13 protein-coding genes and 1 tRNA gene are annotated in these 20020 nt (G+C 34.4%); 4 read left to right on the top strand and 10 right to left on the bottom strand.

Annotated features, from left to right (window positions below; all coding sequences use genetic code 11):
- Positions 1-78 precede the first annotated feature (78 nt).
- Both LG651_RS03300 and LG651_RS03295 read right to left on the bottom strand, forming a co-directional pair.
- Entirely contained in the window at positions 79-1233 is a 1155-nt protein-coding gene (locus LG651_RS03300; protein WP_226694727.1) for a GNAT family N-acetyltransferase, read from the bottom strand.
- A 71-nt stretch (positions 1234-1304) separates the two neighbouring features.
- Positions 1305-3314, bottom strand: coding sequence for a glutamine--tRNA ligase/YqeY domain fusion protein (locus LG651_RS03295; protein WP_226694726.1), 2010 nt, complete (start codon positions 3312-3314; stop codon positions 1305-1307).
- Positions 3315-3418: 104 nt separating this feature from the next.
- Here LG651_RS03295 and LG651_RS03290 point away from each other — a divergent pair, with 104 nt between their 5' ends.
- From LG651_RS03290 to LG651_RS03275, 4 genes are all read left to right on the top strand, one after another.
- On the top strand, positions 3419-3619 hold the full coding sequence (locus LG651_RS03290) for a zinc ribbon domain-containing protein (protein ID WP_226694725.1): 201 nt from the start codon (positions 3419-3421) through the stop codon (positions 3617-3619).
- Between the two features lie 44 nt (positions 3620-3663).
- Entirely contained in the window at positions 3664-4026 is a 363-nt protein-coding gene (gene folB, locus LG651_RS03285) for a dihydroneopterin aldolase (protein WP_226694724.1), read from the top strand.
- A 51-nt stretch (positions 4027-4077) separates the two neighbouring features.
- Positions 4078-4148: transfer RNA gene (locus tag LG651_RS03280), tRNA-Cys, on the top strand.
- A gap of 148 nt (positions 4149-4296) precedes the next feature.
- On the top strand, positions 4297-4671 hold the full coding sequence (locus LG651_RS03275; protein ID WP_226694723.1) for a cupin domain-containing protein: 375 nt from the start codon (positions 4297-4299) through the stop codon (positions 4669-4671).
- 66 nt (positions 4672-4737) lie between these two features.
- On the opposite strand, the gene LG651_RS03270 is transcribed toward LG651_RS03275, so the two are convergent.
- The 8 genes from LG651_RS03270 to LG651_RS03235 all read right to left on the bottom strand — a co-directional run bounded on the left by LG651_RS03270 (position 4738) and on the right by LG651_RS03235 (position 19974).
- Entirely contained in the window at positions 4738-5421 is a 684-nt protein-coding gene (locus LG651_RS03270; RefSeq protein ID WP_226694722.1) for a LysE family translocator, read from the bottom strand.
- Positions 5422-5589: 168 nt separating this feature from the next.
- Complete coding sequence (locus tag LG651_RS03265) at positions 5590-6360, bottom strand: glycoside hydrolase family 16 protein (protein ID WP_226694721.1); 771 nt, start codon at positions 6358-6360, stop codon at positions 5590-5592.
- A gap of 3 nt (positions 6361-6363) precedes the next feature.
- Positions 6364-8646, bottom strand: coding sequence for a beta-glucosidase BglX (bglX, locus tag LG651_RS03260; protein WP_226694720.1), 2283 nt, complete (start codon positions 8644-8646; stop codon positions 6364-6366).
- 3 nt (positions 8647-8649) lie between these two features.
- Positions 8650-10308: a family 16 glycosylhydrolase gene (locus LG651_RS03255; RefSeq protein ID WP_226694719.1), complete on the bottom strand. Its 1659-nt coding sequence runs from the start codon at positions 10306-10308 to the stop codon at positions 8650-8652.
- Between the two features lie 12 nt (positions 10309-10320).
- Positions 10321-12426 (bottom strand): PKD domain-containing protein, encoded by a 2106-nt coding sequence (locus LG651_RS03250; RefSeq protein ID WP_226694718.1) that lies wholly within the window; start codon positions 12424-12426, stop codon positions 10321-10323.
- A 12-nt stretch (positions 12427-12438) separates the two neighbouring features.
- On the bottom strand, positions 12439-13917 hold the full coding sequence (locus LG651_RS03245) for a RagB/SusD family nutrient uptake outer membrane protein (RefSeq protein ID WP_226694717.1): 1479 nt from the start codon (positions 13915-13917) through the stop codon (positions 12439-12441).
- A gap of 10 nt (positions 13918-13927) precedes the next feature.
- Positions 13928-16939, bottom strand: a complete 3012-nt coding sequence (locus tag LG651_RS03240; RefSeq protein ID WP_226694716.1) for a SusC/RagA family TonB-linked outer membrane protein — start codon at positions 16937-16939, stop codon at positions 13928-13930.
- A gap of 227 nt (positions 16940-17166) precedes the next feature.
- Positions 17167-19974, bottom strand: a complete 2808-nt coding sequence (locus tag LG651_RS03235) for a helix-turn-helix and ligand-binding sensor domain-containing protein (protein ID WP_226694715.1) — start codon at positions 19972-19974, stop codon at positions 17167-17169.
- Positions 19975-20020 lie beyond the last annotated feature (46 nt).

Below are 20020 nucleotides of genomic sequence, written 5' to 3'. Positions count from 1 at the left end.
TTTGATTGTTGTTAAGTTATTCTCGATACAATTTCTCGTCCCTCAGAATTACTCGAATTGACGTTAAAAACTAAAAAATTATGTTTTAAACGGGTGGCGTTTTTCCCAATCTTGCTTCGGGTTCATGAACCTAAAAATAGGTTTTAAAATAGCATTTATCAAAACATTTGTATGCTTCATATAAACAAACATCTCTTTTGCTTCTGCCCCAACCGAACTTTTAATAGCCATAGCTGTTCGTGCGTAAACTATAGTTTTAAACTTATTTTCAATGCCAAACTTTAGCATATCGTAAAGCATATTTAAATACAACTGGTTTTTGTATTGATGCATTTGGTGATAACCTAAAAAATACGTTTCTAAATTATCCTCATTTAAAATTAAGGTGTAAAAACCAACCAACTCTTCATTTAAAAAATAACCGAATACTTTAAAATTGTCTTGAAGATTTTCTTTTAAACTATAAAAATGATTTTTGGGTAAAATAAAGGTATTAAACTTTGCATTGTTTGAAACATTTAAGTAAAATTCATGCATTATGTTTTGGAGCTTTTCAATTTCAACAAGCGTTAATTCCTTTACTTGAATGCCGTTTAGTTTCTTTTTAGCGCGTTTATATCGGTCGCGATACTTCTTTGTTAAACTTGCTGTATAATCATCAAATTTAAGCCAATTTGAAGCTACATAAAGCAACATATTTGGTTGTGCTTTTACTTGATGTAATTTTTGGTGTTTAAAAAAAGATTTTTGATTATGAATTGTATTACTTTCAAAAAAATCTTTGAGCATTATAACTCTAATTTTCTTGTTTTGGGTGCGTTTAACTAGTGTTTTTATTTCATTAATGGCTTTAAAAACACCTTGCAAAAATTCAGGATACGATATTAAAGCTTCATTAAAATAAAATGCATGTTGCCCTGTGTGCATTAAATTACCAACAACTAAAATGTTTCCTTTTAAAACTTTAGCAACAGTATCTTGCAAAAATGTTTTGATGCATTTTTCTCTTTCGTCCCTAAAAATATCTTTTAAATATAAGGCCACACGCTGAATAACAGCAACGCCAACTAAGTTTTCATTTTTAAAAATGCCAACAAAAAACCAGCTAATATTGTCTGGCGACGCTTGTTTAATTGCTTTAAAATATGGCGTTTGTAAAAATACATCGTGACTAACAAAACCATCCCAGTTTTCTGGAAGCTCGTTTACCGATGTATAAATTTTAAATTGCATAGCTTGAAATAAAAAAGACTGAAAATACAATTCTCAGTCTTTTGTTATATGAAATAATTACATGTCTTTATTTAAGAAAGTAGTTGAGCTTCGGCAACCAATAATTCATTTTTATCATTTAAAGCTTTTTCAATAAAACTATTAATTGCTTCGTTTTTTTCTTGGCCTTCATTTAATTTTACTTGTAAAACTAACATCGCTGCAATACGCGTTCCTACTTTTTTAACTGCGGTGTTAAATAGCGGTTCTAACTCGTCGTAGCTAACGTCTTTTGCTAATTCTAAAATTTCGGCTTTAACTTTTTCTTGTTTTTCTGGCGGATAATTGGTGTATTTTTTACCCAATTGTTGTACCACATTAATCGCCTTACGTTGCTGTTGTGGCTTATTTTGTTGTGGTTTTTGCTCGGTGTTTTGTTTTGGTGCTTGTTTTGCCCAACTATCGCGTAAACCAACAGTTTTATTAAAAACTAAAGCGTTTGGTTTAGAATCGTCGTCTACATTAAAATAACCTAAACGTTGAAACTGGAACTGCTCGCCTACTTTAGCATCGGCTAAACTTGGCTCTACAAATGCTTCAATTACTTTTAAAGAATTTAGGTTTAAAAACTCCATAAAATCTTTTCCGTCGTGGCTATCAGGAGCTTCATCCATAAACAAACGATCGTATTCTCTAACTTCTGCTTTTATGGCGTGTTTTATAGATACCCAATGCAAGGTCCCTTTTACTTTTTTAGAAGTATCGGTATCGTAAGTACAATGCACTTCAGTAATGTTACCGTTTGCATCTTTTACAACGCTTTCTGCTTTTATAATATAGGCATTCTTCAACCTAACTTCGCCACCTAATTTTAATCTGAAATATTTGCTACTTGCTTCTTCTTTAAAATCGGTTTGTTCGATGTAAATTTCTTTTGAAAACGGTACTTTTCTAGAACCTGCGCTTTCATCTTCCGGATTATTTTCGGCATCTAACCATTCTTCTTTTCCATCGGGATAATTGGTAATAACTACTTTTAACGGATTTAAAACCGACATAACTCGTGGCGCAATTTTGTTTAAATCTTCACGAATACAAAACTCTAAAAGCGCTACATCAATTACATTTTCGCGTTTAGCAACCCCAACAGTATCTACAAATTTACGTAATGATGCTGGCGTATATCCACGACGACGTAATCCAGAAATGGTTGGCATTCTTGGGTCGTCCCAACCAGAAACCACTTTATCTTCAACCAACTTAAGCAACTTACGTTTACTCATTATGGTGTAACTTAGGTTTAAACGTGCAAATTCGCGTTGCTTAGGCAACATAGGGTATTCTGCTTTAGAGTATGGATAAACTTGGTCTTTAAACCAATCGTAAAGCTCACGGTGTGGTTTAAATTCTAACGAACATAAACTGTGCGAAATTTGCTCGATATAATCACTTTCGCCATGCGTCCAATCGTACATTGGGTAAATACACCAATCGCTTCCTGTTCTATGATGATCTTTTTTAATAACACGATACATAATAGGGTCGCGCATTAACATATTGGTATGTTGCATGTTAATTTTAGCACGTAAAATATGTTCGCCTTCTTCAAACTCGCCGTTTTTCATGCGTGTAAAAAGGTCTAAATTTTCTTCAACAGTTCTATTTCTGTAAGGTCCATCTACTCCTGGTTGTGTTGGTGTTCCTTTTTGTTCTGCCATAGCTTCACTAGATTGCGAATCTACATAAGCTTTACCATCTTTTATTAATTGAACAGCCCAATCGTACAACTGCTGGAAATAATCTGAAGAGTATAATTCGTTTTCCCATTGGTAACCCAACCAAGCGACATCTTTTTTAATTGCATCAACATATTCCTGTTCTTCTTTTGCTGGGTTTGTATCGTCGAACCTTAAATTTACTGGTGCGTTATACTTTAATCCTAAACCAAAACTAATACCAATAGCTTTAGTATGCCCAATGTGTAAATAGCCATTTGGCTCTGGCGGAAAACGAAAACGTAGTTTATCTTTAGCTAATCCGTTAGCTAAATCTTCTTCAATAATATGCTCTATAAAGTTGAGCGATTTTGTTTCTTCAGACATATATAAACTGTACTTAATATAAAGCGTAAAATTAATGAAATTCGTAACAAAATAGAGAAAGATTGCACTAATACTATGTAAATATTAATTAAAACCTTTTTAAAATGAATTATAGTTGTCCTAAATGTGGAAATACCTCTTATGAAATTGACGAAATGCGCGCTACTGGAGGAAGGTTTGCTAAAATTTTTGATGTGCAAAACAAAAAATTCTCATCGGTTACTTGTAAAAAATGTACGTTTACCGAATTTTACAAAACAAAAACCAGTGCGTTAGGTAATATTTTCGACTTTTTTACAAACTAAAAATTCCTGGCTTCGCAGGAATGAAAAAGTATTATTTTTGCAGTATGGGAATTATAAAAGTTGAAAACATTCGTGTGTTTGCCTATCATGGGTGTTTAAAAGAAGAAACTAAAATTGGCAGCGATTACCGCGTAGATTTAGAAGTTGAGGCGAATTTACAACCTTCGGCAAAAACCGATCAATTAAGCGATACGGTAGATTATGTTTTTTTAAACCGTATTATAAAAGAAGAAATGGCTAAACCTTCACATTTACTTGAAACGGTGGCAAGACGCATTTTAGATCGTATTTTTAACGAAGACAAATTAGTTAAAAAAGCAACAGTTTGGGTAAGTAAATTAAACCCGCCAATTGGTGGCGATGTGGCTAAAGTGACCATAAAAATGACAGATAAAAGGAAAAAATAAAACTTAGGTATAAAATAGTCTTATTTTTTTTTACATTTGCACTCCAATTACGGCGTCTTGACCGAGTGGCTAGGTAGAGGTCTGCAAAACCTTGTACAGCGGTTCGAATCCGCTAGACGCCTCAAAATAAAAAGCTTTCAGTATTTCTGGAAGCTTTTTTTATTTAAAAACTTTTTTAAACTATGTAGAATTTAAAATTCTAACTTTTGACATTTTAACTTCCGTAGAAATAAATTATCTTGCAAAAGAAATAACTAAAAATATAAAAACATGCAAAGATTTAGCGACAAGTACATCATTACTAAAGACATGGAATGGGAAGACCTTGGCGGTGGTGTATCTAGAAAATTCTTAGGATACGACAACCAAATAATGATGGTTCAAGTAAATTTTGAAAAAGGAGCTTTAGGTTCTCCTCATAAACATTTTCATACACAAGCAACGTACTGCGCTTCTGGTAAATTTGAATTTGAAATTGATGGCGTAAAACAAATTGTTGAAGCTGGAGACGGTGTTTATATCGAGCCAAACTTATTACACAGCGCTGTTTGTTTAGAAGCTGGAATTTTAATTGATACTTTTAGCCCAGTAAGAGAAGATTTCTTAACTGGTGATGGCGTTTCTTATTTTGGAGACAAAAAATAATTACTAAAATACTGGTTTACAAGAGAAAATTCGAAAGGGTTTTCTCTTGGTAAAACCAACTTTACGCTATCCGTTAATAGGGTTAATTTGTTCGAACTTTTCTTTTATTAATTCCTTTTCCTTAGGAAAAAACCCTTGAACCAGTAGTAAAATACCAAAACCTAAAATAACTAGAGCTATTATTTTTTTAGTTTTAAAAATGGCTCTTGGCGTGAGCTTATTCTTCAATTTTTTAGCAATAATTATTTTAATAATATCTACCAACAAATACACTATTAAAATAGTTGACAAAAAAACAATTACTCCATTTTTAGAGCTTGTTAAGCTATTTGCTAATACAATAAAAGCAACCCAACCTAATAACACCCCAATATTTATAAAATTGAGCAGGAAACCTTTTAAAAATAGCTTACCGTAGCCTTTTTTAATCTCTACTTTATGATATTCTCTTACAATTTCCCTAAACGATTTTGAAGTTTTTATAAAAGTAATAACACCATAAGCCGTTAATAACACACCTCCAAAAATTAAAAAATTAGGATCGTCTTTAATTTTATCTAAAAGTTTATTGGTACTAAAAAAAGCAACTAAAATAAACAGTATATCGGCAAGAATAACTCCAGAATCAAATATTAAAGCACTTTTTATTCCTTTTGTAGCACTGGTTTCCAGTAAAACAAAAAATACAGGCCCTATTGTAAAAGATAAAATAATACCAAAAGGAATAGCTGCTAAAATATCGTCGAACATAAATGCTGTGGTGGTTTAATTACAAAATAAAGCTTTTTTTTAATTTAAGAGAAAGTATTTAAACTTTCATTTAACAAAAACAAAGCGAGATTGTAAAAACAACCTCGCTTATCAAACTACAAACAAACTAAAAACTAAACGTTTTAAGTGCTATTAATCAGAAACTATTCAATTTTTATGTCTATACACTTTTATATAATCTATTACAAATTCTTGCGGAAAAATAGAATCATCAACCTCTGGACCACCAAAATTACCACCAATTGCCAAGTTTAGAATAACGTAAAAAGACTGCTTAAAAGGCCAAATATTATCATTCTCTAATTCATCTGGCGCAAACGTGTATAACAACTTATTGTCTACAAAAAACTCAATTTTAGTTTCGGTCCAATTGGCTGCATAAACATGGAATCCTTCCTCTATATTATCAATTTTTGTCTTTTTAGTGTTTATGGTATTACCATGGCTGTTTTTTGTGTGCAACGAATTAAAAATTTTATGCGGTTCTTTACCCACATATTCCAAAATGTCTATTTCACCACATTTCGGCCAGCCCACTTCATCAATATTACTACCTAACATCCAAAAAGCTGGCCACAAGCCTTTACCAACAGGTAATTTAGCTCTAGCTTCAATTTTGCCATATTTAAATTGAAATTTATTTTTGGTTGTTATTCGTGTTGAAGAATACACCGAATCTTTATGTTTTGCAGTAATAGTAAGTAAACCATTTTCTACCTTATGATTGGTTTTTGTATACTCTTGAAGCTCGTTGTTTCCCCAACCACATAAGTTTGGGCACCCATTACCTAGCTCGAAATTCCAAAAGGATTCATTTAAAGTGTTTCCATCAAAATTTTCTTCCCATAGTAATTCTGTATCCTGACCTTTACAAGAAAAAAAACTTAGAAAAAAAACAATAACTAAACTTGATTTCATCTTTTATAGTGTAAAATTGCTTTCTAAAGCCGTGTTAGAACTACCACCAACAAACACTGTAAAATCTCCAGGTTCTACAACATAATCACCAGAATTATTATAAAAACCAAGTTCTTTTTCGGTTAATGTTACAGTAATTTGCTTTGCTTCACCAGGCTCTAGTTCAACTAACTCAAAACCTTTTAATTCTTTTACAGGACGTGTTACACTTGCAAATAAATCGCGAATGTAAACCTGAGCTACTTCCTTACCTTTTATACTTCCTGTGTTTTTTAAATTGAAAGATACCTCAACTTCATTTCCACTTTTAACAGTTACATTTAAGTTAGCATATTGAAACGTTGTATAACTTAAACCATGACCAAACGGATACAGCGGCGTGTTACTCACGTCGGTGTAATGCGACCAAAACACACTATTTGGTTCGTTTGCGGTTGGCCTTCCTGTGTTTTTATAGTTGTAATATATAGGCACTTGCCCTACGCTTCTTGGAAACGTCATTGGTAATTTACCGCTTGGGTTATAATCGCCATAAAGAACTTGAGCAATAGCATTACCACTTTGTGTACCTAAATGCCACGCCTCTACAATAGCTGGAATATGGGCATCTGCCCACGGAATAGTTAGTGGACGACCATTATTTAACACCAAAACTATGTTTTTATTAACAGCATAAACCGCTTCTAACAATTCTTGTTGAACACCTGGTAAACCTAATTCTGATCTGCTTCGAGCCTCACCACTTTGAAAAGCGTGTTCTCCTAAAACCATAACAACCACATCTGCCTTTTTAGCTGTTGAAACTGCTTTACTAAACTCACTTTTATCAGTAGTATTAATATTTAATTCAAAAGGAAAAGAAGCGTCTCCAGTAATTACATTAGCTCCTTTTGCGTAACTAATTTTGTTATTAGGATAGTGTTGCATGCCTTCTAAAAAAGATACCGCTGTACCATCCTCTGCTCCTATTCTCCAGCTTCCTAACGGACTTGTTTTATCGTTAGCTAAAGCACCAATTACAACTATATTTTGACCTTCTTTTTTTAATGGAAGTATATTATTTTCATTTTTTAGAAGCACTATAGATTTTTTAGCCATATCTAGAACAGCATCGTGAATTTGTTGGCTTCCTGTGACTTCTTTTTCACGCTCCAAATCGCAGTATTTATAAGGATCGTCGAATAAACCTAACTCAAATTTTACGCGTAAAATACGTTTAACAGCATCATTTATTAAATCTTCTGAAACTTTACCTTCGTTAACCAAATTTGCTAATTCTGAAACATAAGCATACGATTCCATATCCATATCTGATCCTGCAATAGCGGATAGTTCAGCAGCTTGTTTTTTATCTTTCGCAAAACCATGATTTACCATTTCTATCATAGAGCCCCAATCGGAAATAACAAAACCATCAAAATTCCATTTTCCTTTTAAAATATCGCGTTGTAAATAACTATTCCCTGTTGCCGGAATGCCGTTTAACTCGTTAAAAGAATTCATAAAGGTTCTTACATTAGCATTTACAGCAGCTTCAAACGGTGGAAAAATAATATTGTTTAAAGTAGATGTACCCACATCAACTGTATTGTAATCTCTACCAGCCTCTGCAAAACCATAGCCTGCCCAATGTTTTGCACAAGCGGCAACGGTATTGTTTTTACTTAAATCGGATCCTTGAAAACCTTCTATTCTAGCTACTCCAATTTTAGAACCTAAAAACGGATCTTCGCCAGCGCCTTCCATAACACGACCCCAACGCGCATCGCGAGAAATATCGACCATTGGCGCAAAAGTCCAATTTATACCTGCAGCAGAAGCTTCAAGTGCTGCAACTTCAGCCGATTTTTTTATGGCCTCTAAATCCCAACTAGCAGATTCTGCCAACGGAATTGGGCTCAAAGTTTTAAACCCATGAATAACATCGAAACCAATTATAAGCGGAATGCCTAATCGGGTTTCTTCAACCGCTATTTTTTGTACCGCACGCACATTTTCAACTCCTGTTACATTAAGCATAGAACCTACATAACCTTTGCGCAAATGCTCGTATTTTTTTCCTGCATCACCATTATCCGGAGTTGGCCCTGTAACATCCCAAAACCCATTGTACTGGTTCATTTGTCCTATTTTTTCTTCTAAAGTCATTTTAGAAAGTAACGAGTCAACTTTACTATCTATGTTTGAAGAAACAGAACTGTTTTCATCTTTTATGACCTCCTTATTTTTACCACAACTTAAAGCCGCAAATAAAACAACTAGAGCGTATATTTTTAACTGCTTCATATCTTATTGATAAACTCTTACATAATCGATTTCCATAGTATCTTGAGTAAATGCTGGATCGATAGTTCCTCCTAAGGTACCTCCCATTGCTACATTTAAAATCATAAAGAAGTCGGCATTAAAAGCAGAATCTGATGTATTTGCCCAACTTAAAAACACGGTATCATCAACTAGAACTTTAATGGCAGTTGAAGTCCATTCCACAGTATAATTATGAAATTCTGTTGTTGCAGTTTCGTTTGATGTTTCTTCGGTAATAGCATCGCCTGCAGAGTTTCCAGGAAAATGTAAAGCCGCAGAAGTATTAAATTTATCTTGACCGGTTTGCTCCATAATATCTATTTCTCCACACGCTGGCCATCCAACCGTATCGAAATTTGCTCCAAGCATCCAAATAGCTGGCCATGTACCTTGTGCCGCTGGTAATTTTGCTCTCACTTCTACTCTACCATAAGTAAACTCTTGTAAATCTTGAGATTTTAATCGAGCAGAAGTATAACCTCCAGAACCATCGGCTTTTGCTGTAATTTTAAGTAAACCATCTTCAACAATAACATTTTCCGCATTGTTGGTATAAGTTTGTACTTCGTTATTTCCCCAACCGCCTGCACCTAAATCGTAGGTCCATTTTGTAGCATCTGGAGCTCCAGGAGTATCAAATTCGTCTTGCCAAACAAGGTTGGTAAAAACAGTTTCAAACTCATTTTCGGCAGGACTAGTTTGAAATTTATGATACCAAGCTAAGCCAGAATCGTTTGCATCTAAAGTTCTCACATATAATTCGGTGTCGGATACAGAAATAACATCGTAAACAGAAGAACCAACATAGTAACCCATAAATCCGCCTTCAGCGATATTTATAGAAGTTCCACGTGCCACAAAATCGGGATCTGGAACGGTAGTCCAATCGGTTAAAGAAGGTGCAAGCGATACAATTTTAGATCCAGATGTGTCGTAAGCAAAACAGGCGTCTTCACCAGCATTTTCACCAACAACACCTTGATGCCCTGCATTAAAAAAAGTGAATCCGTTATTATCTAACTCGAAAGTTAATTGTCCGTTAGCATCTAAAGTAAAGGTAAATTCATCGTCACATAAACAGTCACTAATTTCCTCACTACACTTTTCGAATGGTTGTGCTGCATACCACTTTGGATACCAAAATCCTTCGGCATCTACACTAATATTTCCAGGGCCAACACCTAAATGTGCAACTTCGGAAGCAGCTAAATACCAAGTTCTAGATGAGCCGCCAGATAATAATTCTTTTAACTCCGGATCGTCAAAATCGCTTCGCACAGTTACTTCCATAGCCGTACTAGAGGATAAACCACCTGTTCCAACAGCATTAACCACAACAGTGTAAGTATTGGTTCCCACAGTAGTAAAACGATGTGTTATTATGCCCGAAGGGGCTACTTCACTTAAACCATCACCAAAATCGAACTTATAGCTAACCGCATTATTTGCCGTTGCAGTTAAATTTACAAATCCGCTACCATCACCGTCTGGATTATCGCTATCTGCACCAACAATTTCAGCTGTAATTTCAACAGTATTTGGCGCCATAATATCTCCAATTGTAGCATCATCTTCCTGACAATTAAAAGCTAGTAATGCCAATGAAAGTATAATTGCTATATTTATTTTAATATGTTTCATTTTCTTTTTAGTTTAAATTCTTACTAGTTTGTATTGCCAGAACACACCCGCACCGGCTTCAATATAAACCGACATGGTATTAGCATCGATAAACGTCATGTTATAAACCACAGAAGCTGGCGCATTTGATGGATTACTTAACTCGCTACCATTAACGGCTTTTGGAAGTCCTAAAAATGCACCTGTACCATTAAGTGTAATTGTTCCAGCCGTTTCATCGTATACGTAAGTTGCAGGATTAGAACCATCATGTGGAGCTATTGGTGTTCCACAAGAATCACTTCCACCTTGCCAACCTTCGGTCCAAGTTTCGCTACCTAAATTATTTGTAAAAGAGCCATCGGTTCCAAATACATAGGTATCGTCGTAATAACATGCTCTTGCGCTTACGCAATCGGTATCACAATTCCACCAACCTGTATCACCTACAGCAGGACCAACACCTAAAGCACCAGCCTCTTCGGCCAATTTCCAAGTGCCTGCAACTGGTGAAACCACTGCACCATCTCTAACCAATTTATATTGCCAGAATACACCTGCACCGGCTTCGATATAAACCGAAATGGTGTTAGCATCTATAAAATCAACATTATAAGTTACCGAAACTGGCGCATCGGCAGGATTACTTAATTCACCGGTATTAACAGCTTTTGCAAGCCCTATAAATGCGCCTGTACCATTAAGTGTAACTGTACCTGCAGTTTCATTATAAACATAAGTTGCAGGGTTAGAGCCATCGTGTGGTGCTATTGGTGCTCCACAAGAATCGCTGCCACCTTGCCAACCTTCGGTCCAGGTTTCGCTACCTAAATTATTTGTAAAAGAGCCATCGGTTCCAAATACATAAGTATCGTCGTAGTAACACGCTCTTAAATCAACACAATCGGCATCACAATTCCACCAGCCAATATCTCCAACCGCAGGACCAACACCTAAAGCTCCAGCTTCTTGGGCTAGTTTCCATGTTCCAGCTAAACCAGTAGCAACCATTGAAGGAGCTTTGTAGAAATAAATATTATCAATAAACACTGTACCAGAAGCCCAAGGATCGCCTACGAATTTTAATTGGAAAATTTCGGTAACGGTAAGTCCTTGGTCGGTATAATCTGAAATTGGAATTTCAATACTAGTCCACTCGCCTGCTGTTAAGGCAGAAACTACAGGAGCTTCGGTTACTGTTCCTCCTGCATTATTAATAAGTGAGGTTTCGATAGTGTTAATACCTTCGGCTGTCCAAACATCAAGATGCAGATATTCCATACCTGATACATCCACCGAAGTACCATCTGCTAAAGCAATACCTTGGTAACTTAAATTAATGTATTGCAACATGGTATCGCCATTTAAATCGAATTCTGCCCAACCGCTACCTTGTCCTGCTTGTCCCCAATCTGGGAAATAATTTGTACCTTCTACATTGGTATAGGCACCACTATAAATAGAAATAACATCTTCTGCGTTACGCGACATTGGCGTTGGCGCCGCATTTAAAGGCTGAAGAATTGCCGTAACTTCAAATTCTTCAGTATATTCGGTAGTTGCTATTGCAGCACTTTTTGATACCACACGAATGGTATATGTTCCTGCTTCTTGATACACATACGACACACTTTCGCCATTATTAGCAGAAACCGGATCGTCATTTCCTGCTTCTCCAAAATACACATCGTACATGGTTGCAAAATCGGCAGTCGCTGTAACATTTACCTGTTTTGAAATAGCAGCGTCGTTCTCGATAGTAACGACCAAGTTTTCTGGAGCTCTAAATGAAACCACCACTTGTTGAGTTACGGTAGTAGTTAAACCATTTATACCTGTACCTGTAATTACAGCTTCGTAAGTGCCCTCGGTATAAGTATGTTCTACACTATCTCCTGGTTCAATTTCGTTTGATGTACCCGAACCATCTCCATAATCAATTACAAAACTAATGGCACCTTCGCCAAGCGGCGTTAAGGTTACTAAACCTGTATTATCTTGCGTTACAGTAACTGCTGCCGAAACGTTTGATGGTGCAGCTATTTTATCTACAAAATCGGTATTATCGTCTTCTTGAACACAACTCGCTAGGAATAATGTTACCAGACAGAATTTAAATATATGTTTTAATGCATTCATAGTCTTATTTTTTTAGTAGTTTGGATTTTGTTCCCAGTTGCCATTAGAAAATTGAATTTCTTCAAAAGGAATAGGAAAAACTTCGTGCTTACCAGCGGTAAATCCATCAATTTCTTGTGCCGCTTTTTCGGTTCTTACCAAATCGAAAAAACGATGTCCCTCACCTACCAATTCTACACGACGTTCGTGAGCAATAGCATCGGTTAAAGCTGCTCCTGTTGAAGTAACCTCATGATTGTTATCTCCAAAAGCTCTGGCACGAACACGATTTAAAAACTGTTGTGCTTTGGTATCGTCTATATCCCCGCGATTATAAGCTTCGGCCGCCATTAGCAATACATCGGCAAAACGAATGGCTCTGTAGTTATTAGGGTTTGTAAGGTTTTGATCGCCTGTATTTAAATCGCCTTTACGGGCAATATATTTACGGTTGTAATATCCTGTATGCTCGTAACCCGTACCAAATGTAGCGGCATTTAAAGCTGCCCAATTTTCAATATCTAAAATAGCTACATCTTTACGTAAATCGTCGGCTTCAAAAGCATCAACCACTTCTTGAGTTGGTACATTAAAACTAAAACCAGAATCGAAAAACGGACCAGAATAATTACGAATACCGTTAAAACCAACGGCAACATTACCTTCACTACATTGTAAACAATCGAAACCAGCACCTTCTGCATCGGAATATTGTACTTCGAAAACAGATTCTATATTATTTTCACCTTCATTTTCGAAAATAGTATCGTAATCGGTAACCAAATCATAAGGTCCGTTTTCAATTAAATTATTTAAAACAGTGGCCGCTTCAGAAAATTTATCTTGATACAAATAGGCTTTTCCTAAAAGTGCTTGAGCCGATCCTTTTGTTGCTCTTCCAATTTGAGGTGCCGTATAATCTAAATTATCGATAGCATATTTTAAATCGTCTTCAATTAAAGCATAAACATCGCTCACCGCTGATCTAGGTAAACTGGTTTCATCACCAATTTGAAAACGTGTTTCTTTTAACGGAATTGGACCAAACCATTTTACTAATTCGAAATAATAATAAGCTCTTAAAAATCGCGCTTCACCAATAATGATTTCTCTACCATCAAAATCGGTTTTATCTTGAAATTCTAGAATAAAATTAGCGCGATTAACACCGGCATACATCCAATCCCAAAGGTTTTTAAGTTGGCTATTTACAGGCGTATGAATCATATCATCAATTTGTTGCCAACCAATAACATCGGTAGCACTTTCGCCACCACATAAAGTATTATCGGAGGCTATTTCGCCTAAAATAACATTGAGATATGTAGATTGTAACAGATCGTAAGCACCAACAAGGGCTTGATAATAATCGTCTTCGGAATTAAAATAATTCTCGGAATCTATACTGTAACGATCTACCTCTTCAAGATAAGAATCGCCGCAAGAATTAGCACCAAAAAGTACTAAAACAAGCAGTATACTTTTAACTGTTTTATTTATATATTTTTTCATGATGCCTGTATTAAATTGATAAGTTTAAACCAATGATAAATTGTCTTGAAATAGGGTAAAATCCATAATCGATACCACCACCAATAGCGTCACCATTGGTTGCAGCAGGGTCGTAACCGTTGTATTTAGTAAATGTAAAAGCGTTATTTACAGAAGCATATAAACGGAATTTACTCATGCCTAACTTTTCGATTACGCCATTAGGTAAAGAATACCCTAATTGTATATTTTGAATTCTTAAAAATGAAGAATCTTCAACATAAAAATCGGAAAACAATTTATTGGTAGTTCCGGCAGTTGTAGCACGAGGAACTGTGTTGCTTGTACCTTCGCCTGTCCATCGATTTAAATACAGATTTAAACGATTTACATTAGGCTGATCGCGTTCGTAGTTTCGTACAGTTTCTTTACCTAACTCGGCATACATGTAAGCTCCAAAATCGAAATTTTTATAATTGAAGCTTAAATTAAGTCCCATAATATAATCGGCCACTGGTTTACCTAAATACGTTCTGTCGTCGATAGTAATTTCGCCATCGCCATTAACATCAACAAAACGAATATCTCCAGGAGCAGCCTCGGCACCTAAACCAGATTGCGAAGGATGCGCATCGACCTCGGCTTGATTTTGAAAAATACCATCGGTTTTTAAGCCATAGAAATAGCCAATAGGCTGCCCAACTTCCATTCTAGCAATGGCAGGTTGCCCAACACTAAACGAACCACCTTCGGACACAATATTGTTGTTAACCGCTGTAACTTCACCATCAATTTTAGTAACATTATAGCTTAAGCCAAACGAAACATCGTCACTAATAAATTGTTTATAATTTAAAAATAACTCCACCCCTTTATTTCTAGTTGTACCAGCATTAACAGTTGGTAAACCAGCACCAGGTGCACTAGCGCCAATAATTCCTGAAATTGGAAATGCGCCAATTAATAAGTCGTTTCTATCTTCAACAAAATAGTCGGCAACAATTTCAAGTTTGTTATCAAATAAATTTAAATCTAAACCAATATCTAATTTTTCGGCAGTTTCCCAACTGGCTTCCGGATTTGGAATTCTACCATTTGCGGTTCCCGTAACCAAAGCACCATCGAAAACATAAGTAGCTTCACCACTTAATAAAGCACGATATAAATCTTGACCTACATTATTACCAAGCGTACCGTAACTGGCACGAAGTTTTAAAAAGTTGATAACGTTGGAATCTTTTAAGAAGTTTTCGTCTGAAATTTTCCAACCTGCGGTAGCAGAATAAAAATAATCGATTCTATTTTCTGGTGCGAAATCTGAAGAACCATCGCGACGAATCATTGCCGATAATAAATATTTACTATTGTAATCGTACTGTAATCTTCCGAAGTAAGACGATAAACGCGTATCGTAAATGTATGAGCTTGTAGATTTTGCTTCGCTTAAACCATTGGCTAGAGAAATATCGGCAAATTCCCAAGAATTGTTAGGCACATCGAAACCAGTAGCTTGTAAATTATCGCCCCAAGCACGTTGGGCACTTGTACCTAAAGTAAAACTTGTATTATGGTTATCGCCAAATACTTTATTGTACGTAGCAAAAGTATCCCAAGTATAAGAATTATTGGTATTTTTGGTTTGTGTTACACTACTACGATCGTTATTAAACACTTTACCAGAACCGTAATTTACAATAGGTGCAAAGGTTTTACCTGTATCGTTGTAGGCTTTTAATCCAATACGCGATGTAATGGTTAAACCTTCAATAGGTTTATAATCGGCTTGAAAAGTCCCTTCTATTGAGCTTCCTTTATAATCGTTAAAAGTATTCGCAATTTGCGATAATGGGTTTACCACTTCGTTACCTAAGAAACCACTCGTATCTTCTTGATTTAAAGTATAGGTTGGTGCATAATTTAAGGCATTAAACAAGGGCGTTCCCAAAGCATTTTCGCCAATAGTGCCACGGTTATTAGCAAAGTAGTTTGCAGAGGTTGTGAATTTTAATTTATCGGAAACATCGAAACTTAATTTAATTTTGGCATTGGCACGCTGAAAATTAGATTTCTCGCTTGCAATAATTCCATCTTGTTCTAAAATAGAACCACCAAAATAATAAGTACTTTTTTCGCCACCACCGGTTAAGGATAAACTATGGCTTGTAATAGGTGCACTTTCGAATAATTGATCTTGCCAATCTACACCAGTACCTAAACCACTTACATTTGCGTACGGTAAGGCTTGCCCATTGGCTGCGTAACTTTCGTTTAAAATTAAAGCGTATTCTGTAGCATTTAAATATGGTAATTTTCTGGTGGTTTCTTGTATACCTGTATAACCTGTGTAGTTAATTTTAGTTTTAGCGTTTTTCTTACCAGATTTTGTGGTAACTAACACCACACCGTTAGCACCTTGAATACCATAAATTGCCGCTTGCGCATCTTTTAAAATGGTAAATGTTTCAATGTCGCTTGGGTTAATGGAATTTAAATCACCTTTGTAACCATCGATAATAACTAAAGGTCCATTACTTAGGTTGGAACTAACGCCACGAATTAAAATATTAAAATTACCACCAGGAGAACCTGAAGGCGCTGTAACCGAAACCCCGGCAGATGTACCTTGAAGGGCTTGAGCCGCATCGATAGGTTTTAAATCTTCTAGTGTTTCGGCAGATACTGTAGAAACAGCTCCCGTAACATCTTTTTTCTTTTGCGTACCATAACCAACAACAACAACTTCATCAAGTTGCGATACATCTTCTTGTAATGTAATGGTTAGGTTTTTACTTTCTGTAATAACTATTTGTTTAGTTACATAACCTATGTAACTCACTGTAATAGTTTCACCAATTTTAGCCTTAAGTGTAAAATTACCATCAAAATCGGTAGTTGTTCCTGTTGCAGTCCCTTTAACGATAACATTGGCTCCTGGAACAGGAAAACCAGTTTCATCTTGAACAATACCACTTACACTTGTAGATTGTGCATAGGATAGTACACATAAGAATAAGGCTAAACATTTAATTAGCGTGTGTCTCATAAAATTTAGTTTTAGTTTGAAATAAAATTACAAAAGACATTTTAAGTATTATTAAAAAACACCTCAACAAAAAACATACATCGTAAAAAAACTATAAAAATATTATTAATTACATAATTAAGTCTTGTTATTAGCTTTAAATAAAGGGATTTAACGAAACCTTCAAAAAGCTTAAAAAAGCCACTTGTTGTGGTGTTGTATAGGTAGAAATTAACAATGTATAGTAACTATACACTTAAAATATAATCGGTTAAACTAGCTTCATGCTTTAAATTCATCTTTTTTCGCAATCGGTAACGTTTAACTTCAACACTTCGAGGAGAGATATTAAGTAATGGTGCAATTTCTTTTGAAGCCAAATTTAAACGTAAATAGGCGCATAAACGTAAATCGTTCGAGGTGAGTTCTGGATGCAGTTGTTTTATTTTTTTAAGGAAATCTTTATCGGCGTTATTAAAAGCTTCTTCAAACACATGCCAATCGTCTGTATTATTAATATTCTTATCAATAATATTAATTACACGTTTTATAGACTTAACATCGTTTACATTTTGTAGTTCCTTTTTAAGATTATTTAAAAACTCGTTTTTCTTAATTAAGTTCATAGTAGAAATACCAAGTTCTCTGTTCTTATTTTCTATATCTTGCTGCAGTTTATCGTTTTTAAAACGGGTTAACTGTTCTTTATTTTCAAGTTCCTTTAATTCTAGTTCACGTTGTTTTTTAATAATTAATTTTTTCTGTTGTTTTTTAAAACTTCGCTTATACTGGTTATGCATAAACCAAGAAAATAACAGCACCATTACGCCATAACAAACAATCATGGTATTAGAAATATACCAAGGTCGTAGTATAGAAAAACTATAGCTTTCGGTGTTTGTAGATAGTGTACCATCAATTTTTGCACGGACCTTAAAAGTGTAATTTCCGTGAGGCAAATTTTCAAAAAACTCTTCCGGTTTTTTAGTCCAATTGCTCCACATATTTCGCATGCCTTCTAATTGATATTGATACTCCGCAAAGGCATATTTTTGATACTCTGGAACACTAAAAGTAAACCTAATATTATTATTTGCGTATTTAAATTTTTGAGCTTTATTGGTATTTACAAAAATTAATGAATCGTTTCTATTTTTAAACGCACTATTAACTACTTGATTTAAATAAACTTTAAATGGCTTTTGCTTTACCTGTTCTAAATTAAAAATTATGTAGCCTGTTGAATTTCCATAAAGGAATTTATTTTCTTCTAAATGTGTAATATTTTCGTAACCAGTAACGTCGTTTCGAGAATGACTTGGTATGGCTATATGATTAATTTTTGGAGTATCACTAAGTTTACTACTCGAGAGATAACTTAAACCCGACAAGGAAGTTGCCCAAAGTTTATTGGTTCGTTTGTCAACTATAAGTTTACCAGAAATATATTCATTTTTATTAAAAAGTTGGCTAAAAATAGAATCACGCTTAAAAGATTTATTGGATTTATTATACTTATAAACGCCACTAATTTGTGAATAATAAATGTTGTTTTTGTACTTGATTAAACTGGTTTTTAATCCCGTTTCAATAGCTTCTTGTGAAATTTTAACTGCTTTGGTAAATGTGTTATTAAGTGTAATATTAAACACACCTTTATATTCATGGCTTACAAAAACTTGTTTACCATTTAGTACTTCGAAATAACGACTAGAAATATTAAAGTCTTCAATTTTATTGCGAAGTTTCCAAGTATTTTTACCTTTTTCTAAAAGATATAACCCCGTATAATTACCTTGAATTAATATACTATCGTTAAGCTTTTTTATATCCCAAGTACCTTGTACACTAGAAATTAAACTAGCCTGATTATTACTAACCAAAAATGTACCTGAATTATGACCACAAAATAACTGGTTATCTATTACATTTAAACACCAAACAGCACCTTGTGTTCCGTTTATAAACTTAAAATTTTCGTTACTTTTATATCGTTTATAAAACAACCCTTGGTTAGTACCAATGTATAAATAATTTTCATGTAAAACTGAAGCATTAACAGCACCAATATGTCCTTCGGTGTCGTTATAAATACTAAATGGCGATTTAATATTAACACAGTTAATACCATTTTCTAAACCTAACCAAATGTTATTTTCTACATCTTCAAAAACCGATAAAACCGTATTATTACTTAAACCAGATTTCTGATTAATTTTATGAAGAATTTCTCCAGTAGGTGATAAGAGTAAAATACCATCGGAAATACTTCCTAGAACAAAACTTCCGTCTTCTAGTTTTTTACTACTATAAATGCGTAATTTTTCTAAGGAACTACTTGCGGAAATTTGCCATGATACTATTTCATTATTTTCTAAATAGTAAAAACCGTTATCCTCGGTTAAAAAAAACAATTTATTATTTTTTTTAAAAACATTAACGAGTAAATTTTTCTTGATAACGTTATGGTCTGAAACTAAACGTGCTTCACCGTTTGCTATTTCGAATAAACCGTTAGTTAACTTTTGAAAATAAATAGAATCGTCGACCTTAAATAAACGATAAATAGTTTCCTTAGAATTGATTATAGAATAGTTATTATTTTTAGTATTGTAAATATAAATTCTGTTAAGCGATTGAAACAGAACATAATCGTCTATCCCAATAATATTCCATAACTCTTCATCTTCTAAAAAAGGAATGTTTAATTGTTGAGATAATGAGGTGTAATTTAAATTTCCGTAATTATCGCGTTCCCAAAAACCAAACTCTCTAAAACTACCTGAATAAATAATATTATTAATAACAGCTACCGACCGGATAATAGTTTTGTTTGGAGAATTATAAACACGCCATTTAGCACCATTAAATTCTAATAAGCCTTTATTATTAGCAATAAAAATAGATTTATTTTGGTCTTGAGAAATAGACCAGTTTTGATTTTCTGCACCATATTGAGAAGGTGTAAAAATTTGAATAGGCGGGCGTTCCTGAGCTGTAACTATAAAAAAAGAATACATTACAGCTACAAAACTTAAAAATTTAGTTAGCTTCAACGGTAAAATTTAGTTTGTTGTATAGCTAAATTACTAAAAATAAGCT

Source organism: Neotamlana sargassicola, assembly GCF_020523965.1.
Classification (GTDB): domain Bacteria; phylum Bacteroidota; class Bacteroidia; order Flavobacteriales; family Flavobacteriaceae; genus Neotamlana; species Neotamlana sargassicola.
Note: the sequence above shows the minus strand (reverse complement) of the source record. Positions and strands in the feature narration are given on the sequence as shown.

Excerpts from the sequence above, each read along its gene's own strand:
- LG651_RS03295 (WP_226694726.1), bottom strand. The coding sequence starts at position 3,314 with ATGTCTGAAGAAACAAAATCGCTCAACTTTATAGAGCATATTATTGAA.
- LG651_RS03265 (WP_226694721.1), bottom strand. The coding sequence starts at position 6,360 with ATGAAATCAAGTTTAGTTATTGTTTTTTTTCTAAGTTTTTTTTCTTGT.
- LG651_RS03245 (WP_226694717.1), bottom strand. The coding sequence starts at position 13,917 with ATGAAAAAATATATAAATAAAACAGTTAAAAGTATACTGCTTGTTTTA.
- LG651_RS03240 (WP_226694716.1), bottom strand. The coding sequence starts at position 16,939 with ATGAGACACACGCTAATTAAATGTTTAGCCTTATTCTTATGTGTACTA.
- folB (WP_226694724.1), top strand. The coding sequence starts at position 3,664 with ATGGGAATTATAAAAGTTGAAAACATTCGTGTGTTTGCCTATCATGGG.
- LG651_RS03300 (WP_226694727.1), bottom strand. The coding sequence starts at position 1,233 with ATGCAATTTAAAATTTATACATCGGTAAACGAGCTTCCAGAAAACTGG.
- bglX (WP_226694720.1), bottom strand. The coding sequence starts at position 8,646 with ATGAAGCAGTTAAAAATATACGCTCTAGTTGTTTTATTTGCGGCTTTA.
- LG651_RS03250 (WP_226694718.1), bottom strand. The coding sequence starts at position 12,426 with ATGAATGCATTAAAACATATATTTAAATTCTGTCTGGTAACATTATTC.
- LG651_RS03270 (WP_226694722.1), bottom strand. The coding sequence starts at position 5,421 with ATGTTCGACGATATTTTAGCAGCTATTCCTTTTGGTATTATTTTATCT.
- LG651_RS03255 (WP_226694719.1), bottom strand. The coding sequence starts at position 10,308 with ATGAAACATATTAAAATAAATATAGCAATTATACTTTCATTGGCATTA.
- LG651_RS03275 (WP_226694723.1), top strand. The coding sequence starts at position 4,297 with ATGCAAAGATTTAGCGACAAGTACATCATTACTAAAGACATGGAATGG.
- LG651_RS03290 (WP_226694725.1), top strand. The coding sequence starts at position 3,419 with ATGAATTATAGTTGTCCTAAATGTGGAAATACCTCTTATGAAATTGAC.